The organism is Niveispirillum sp. FG156 (genome assembly GCF_057809555.1).
On record NZ_JBMDKE010000085.1, the window covers coordinates 1 to 5,399 of the forward strand.

2 tRNA genes and 3 rRNA genes are annotated in these 5,399 nt (G+C 56.0%); all 5 read left to right on the forward strand.

From position 1 onward, the window contains the following. The first annotated feature begins 237 nt into the window (after window positions 1–237). The 5 genes from ACODSP_RS28120 to ACODSP_RS28140 all read left to right on the forward strand — a co-directional run bounded on the left by ACODSP_RS28120 (window position 238) and on the right by ACODSP_RS28140 (window position 5,399). Window positions 238–1,718, forward strand: a 16S ribosomal RNA gene (locus ACODSP_RS28120). A gap of 167 nt (window positions 1,719–1,885) precedes the next feature. Next, window positions 1,886–1,961, forward strand: a tRNA-Ala gene (locus ACODSP_RS28125). 302 nt (window positions 1,962–2,263) lie between these two features. Next, a 23S ribosomal RNA gene (locus tag ACODSP_RS28130) occupies window positions 2,264–5,011 on the forward strand. A gap of 94 nt (window positions 5,012–5,105) precedes the next feature. Next, window positions 5,106–5,220: ribosomal RNA gene (gene rrf, locus ACODSP_RS28135) — 5S ribosomal RNA — on the forward strand. The 16S, 23S and 5S rRNA genes sit together here with 2 tRNA genes alongside, the layout of an rRNA operon. Before the next feature lie 102 nt (window positions 5,221–5,322). Then, a tRNA-Met gene (locus tag ACODSP_RS28140) sits at window positions 5,323–5,399 on the forward strand.

Consider the following 5,399-nt stretch of genomic DNA (forward strand, 5'->3'; position numbering starts at 1 on the left):
TGGTTCTTTGACAAGTGAATCTGTTGAGAAGGGATGCGCAGGCGGCGGATCTTGATGAGCTGGCAGGTCTGGTTCGTTTGGATACGTTGCGTTGAGCATCCTAAGATATGTTGCTCTTAACGCCGTCCATCGTCTTTGGATGGTGGATGGGGTTAGGTTCAATGATTGGGTAAGTGTTTGACGTTGTAGTATCCGTCAATGAGGTTTGTTTGGGCTTTGGCCTGAGTGAGCCGCGAAAAACCTGAGAGTTTGATCCTGGCTCAGAACGAACGCTGGCGGCAGGCCTAACACATGCAAGTCGAACGCACCGCAAGGTGAGTGGCGCACGGGTGAGTAACACGTGGGAATGTACCCTTTGGTTCGGAATAACGTTTGGAAACGAACGCTAATACCGGATGAGCCCTACGGGGGAAAGATTTATCGCCAAAGGAGCAGCCCGCGTCTGATTAGCTAGTTGGTGGGGTAAAGGCCTACCAAGGCGACGATCAGTAGCTGGTCTGAGAGGATGATCAGCCACACTGGGACTGAGACACGGCCCAGACTCCTACGGGAGGCAGCAGTGGGGAATATTGGACAATGGGCGCAAGCCTGATCCAGCCATGCCGCGTGAGTGATGAAGGCCTTCGGGTTGTAAAGCTCTTTCGCACACGACGATGATGACGGTAGTGTGAGAAGAAGCCCCGGCTAACTTCGTGCCAGCAGCCGCGGTAATACGAAGGGGGCTAGCGTTGTTCGGAATTACTGGGCGTAAAGGGCGCGTAGGCGGCTTATCAAGTCAGGCGTGAAAGCCCCGGGCTTAACCTGGGAACTGCGTTTGAGACTGGTAGGCTAGAGTACCGGAGAGGTAGGTGGAATTCCCAGTGTAGAGGTGAAATTCGTAGATATTGGGAAGAACACCAGTGGCGAAGGCGGCCTACTGGACGGTAACTGACGCTGAGGCGCGAAAGCGTGGGGAGCAAACAGGATTAGATACCCTGGTAGTCCACGCTGTAAACGATGTCGGCTAGACGTTGGGGCCCTTAGGGTTTCAGTGTCGCAGCTAACGCATTAAGCCGACCGCCTGGGGAGTACGGCCGCAAGGTTGAAACTCAAAGGAATTGACGGGGGCCCGCACAAGCGGTGGAGCATGTGGTTTAATTCGAAGCAACGCGCAGAACCTTACCAACCCTTGACATGCCTTGACCGGCGCAGAGATGCGTCTTTCCTTTCGGGGACAGGGACACAGGTGCTGCATGGCTGTCGTCAGCTCGTGTCGTGAGATGTTGGGTTAAGTCCCGCAACGAGCGCAACCCCCACTGTTAGTTGCCATCATTAAGTTGGGCACTCTAGCAGAACTGCCGGTGACAAGCCGGAGGAAGGCGGGGATGACGTCAAGTCCTCATGGCCCTTACGGGTTGGGCTACACACGTGCTACAATGGTGGTGACAGTGGGCAGCGACCACGCGAGTGGAAGCGAATCTCCAAAAGCCATCTCAGTTCGGATTGCACTCTGCAACTCGGGTGCATGAAGTTGGAATCGCTAGTAATCGCGGATCAGCACGCCGCGGTGAATACGTTCCCGGGCCTTGTACACACCGCCCGTCACACCATGGGAGTTGGCTTTACCTGAAGCCGGTGCGCTAACCGCAAGGAGGCAGCCGACCACGGTACGGTCAGCGACTGGGGTGAAGTCGTAACAAGGTAGCCGTAGGGGAACCTGCGGCTGGATCACCTCCTTTCTAAGGAAGAACCTTCCTGTCGGACGCAGCTGGGATTATCCCGGTCATCACCTTGGTGATGGGTCCGCCGTCTCCGCATCCCTTCTCATGGATCAGATAGCTAAGCCCGGTGCTTTGCGCCGGGTTTTGGCTATTTTGGATCACCGCTAAACTTTTCCCGAGAAATTGGGGGCGTAGCTCAGTTGGGAGAGCGCGTGCTTTGCAAGCATGAGGTCGTCGGTTCGATCCCGTCCGCCTCCACCAAACTCCGTTTATGCGTTGAGTTGGTGGGTAGTGGTGGTGAGATATCCATGAGAAGCAACAGATCGGTTGCCTGAAAGGGTGACTGTAGGCAGCAAGGGCTGCCGGTTCTTGAACATCGTGAAAATGGTTTTGTGAAGTGTGACCGAATGGGTTCCGCTTTGCAGGGAAGGCTGCCTCTTAGCCGAGAGGGCGGGCTTTCTGTCGTGATCTGGTGACGGATCGTGACAACTGGAAAAGCGGATAGTGCTGTTTGTTGTGTTTGCGATGTGTGGGCTTGTCCCTGCGCGTGAGCGTGACGAATGGATCAAGCGTCTTAAGGGCATCTGGTGGATGCCTTGGCACTGAGAGGCGATGAAGGACGTGGCACGCTGCGATAAGTCATGGGGAGCTGCGAGCAAGCTTTGATCCGTGAATTTCCGAATGGGGAAACCCACCTAGCAATAGGTATCCCAAACTGAATACATAGGTTTGGGAAGCGAACCCGGGGAACTGAAACATCTAAGTACCCGGAGGAAAGGACATCAACCGAGACTCCGCTAGTAGTGGCGAGCGAACGCGGACCAGGCCAGTGGTCAATTCTACATAACTGGAACCGTCTGGAAAGTCGGGCCAAAGCGGGTGATAGCCCCGTACAGGTAAATCGGAATTGATCCTCGAGTAGGGCGGGACACGTGAAATCCTGTCTGAACATGGGGGGACCACCCTCCAAGCCTAAGTACTCCTCAGTGACCGATAGTGAACCAGTACCGTGAGGGAAAGGTGAAAAGCACCCCGACGAGGGGAGTGAAACAGCACCTGAAACCGGATGCCTACAAACAGTCGGAGCCTCCTTGCGGGGTGACGGCGTACCTTTTGTATAATGGGTCAGCGACTTACAGTCGGCAGCGAGCTTAAGGCGATAGCTGGAGGCGTAGCGAAAGCGAGTCTGAATAGGGCGCTTTAGTTGCCGGTTGTAGACCCGAAACCTGATGATCTAGCCATGGCCAGGTTGAAGGTGCAGTAACATGCACTGGAGGACCGAACTCACGCCTGTTGAAAAAGTCGGAGATGAGCTGTGGCTAGGGGTGAAAGGCCAATCAAATCAGGAAATAGCTGGTTCTCCGCGAAAGCTATTTAGGTAGCGCGTCGGATGGTTACCGCCGGGGGTAGAGCACTGGATGGGCTAGGGGGGCGCAAGCCTTACCAAACCTAACCAAACTCCGAATACCGGTGAGTATAGTCCGGCAGGCAGACGGTCGGTGCTAAGGTCGATCGTCAAGAGGGAAAGAGCCCAGACCGCCAGCTAAGGTCCCCAAGTGGTGGCTAAGTGGGAAAGGATGTGGGAAGGCCATGACAACCAGGAGGTTGGCTTAGAAGCAGCCATCCTTTAAAGAAAGCGTAATAGCTCACTGGTCTAGATAAGCCGGCCTGCGCCGAAAATGTAACGGGGCTTAAGCCACCCACCGAAGCTGCGGGTTCAATCGCAAGATTGAGCGGTAGCGGAGCGTTCCGTAGGCCGTCGAAGGTGTGTCGTGAGGCATGCTGGAGGTATCGGAAGTGCGAATGCTGACATGAGTAGCGACAAAGAGTGTGAGAAACACTCTCGCCGAAAGTCCAAGGGTTCCTGCGCAAGGTTAATCCACGCAGGGTGAGCCGGCCCCTAAGGCGAGGCCGAAAGGCGTAGTCGATGGGAACCACGTTAATATTCGTGGGCCAGCGGGTGAGTGACGGATCTGAAAACCGGTATGCCCTTAACGGATTGGGTGTGCCGCGGACAGGTTCCAGGAAATAGCCCCCGCATGAGACCGTACCCGAAACCGACACAGGTGGACAGGTAGAGTATACCAAGGCGCTTGAGAGAACGGTGTTGAAGGAACTCGGCAAATTACTCGCGTAACTTCGGGATAAGCGAGCCCCGTTTCTGGGCAACCAGGGGCGGGGGACACAAACCAGGGGGTAGCGACTGTTTACCAAAAACACAGGGCTCTGCGAAGCCACACAAGGCGACGTATAGGGTCTGACGCCTGCCCGGTGCCGGAAGGTTAAAAGGAGGTGTGCAAGCACTGAATTGAAGCCCCGGTAAACGGCGGCCGTAACTATAACGGTCCTAAGGTAGCGAAATTCCTTGTCGGGTAAGTTCCGACCTGCACGAATGGCGTAACGACTTCCCCACTGTCTCCAACACCGACTCAGCGAAATTGAATTCCCCGTGAAGATGCGGGGTTCCCGCGGTCAGACGGAAAGACCCTATGAACCTTTACTGCAACTTTGCAGTGGCGTTAGGAATGGCATGTGTAGGATAGGTGGGAGGCTTTGAAGCATGGGCGCCAGCTCGTGTGGAGCCGTCCTTGAAATACCACCCTTGCAATTCTTGACGTCTAACCGAGCCCCCTGAACCGGGGGCCGGGACCCTGCATGGTGGGCAGTTTGACTGGGGCGGTCGCCTCCCAAATGGTAACGGAGGCGCGCGAAGGTGGGCTCAGGGCGGTCGGAAATCGCCCGGCGAGTGCAATGGCATAAGCCCGCCTGACTGCGAGACTGACAAGTCGAGCAGAGACGAAAGTCGGCCATAGTGATCCGGTGGTCCCGCGTGGAAGGGCCATCGCTCAACGGATAAAAGGTACTCTAGGGATAACAGGCTGATCTCCCCCAAGAGTCCATATCGACGGGGAGGTTTGGCACCTCGATGTCGGCTCATCACATCCTGGGGCTGGAGCAGGTCCCAAGGGTTCGGCTGTTCGCCGATTAAAGTGGTACGTGAGCTGGGTTCAGAACGTCGTGAGACAGTTCGGTCCCTATCTGCCGTGGGTGTTGGAATGTTGCGAGGATTTGTCCCTAGTACGAGAGGACCGGGATGAACATACCTCTGGTGCACCGGTTGTCACGCCAGTGGCACAGCCGGGTAGCTATGTATGGAAGGGATAACCGCTGAAAGCATCTAAGCGGGAAACCCCCCTCTAAACAAGCATTCCCTGAAGAGCCGTGGTAGACCACCACGTTGATAGGAGGCGTGTGGAAGCGCAGCAATGCGTGAAGCTTAGCCTTACTAATCGCTCGTCCGGCTTGATCCATCCCGCTCATGCGCAGCGGCAAACCCACACAATACGCACAGCATCCCAAACAGCACCCAACACATTTCACAAAACCAACCCTGTTACGCGCCGACCTGGTGGTCATAGCGAGGGCCCCCCACCCGATCCCATCCCGAACTCGGCCGTGAAACCCCTCTGCGCCAATGGTACTTTGTCTCAAGACACGGGAGAGTAGGTCGCCGCCAGGTCTGCTCGTAACAGGAACAAACACTTCACGATAACCAAGATACCAACGCCGGCCCAAAAGGCCGGCGTTCCGCTTTACCGGCTGCAATACGCATCCGGTCTGACGCGGGGTGGAGCAGCCCGGTAGCTCGTCAGGCTCATAACCTGAAGGCCGCAGGTTCAAATCCTGCCCCCGCATCCA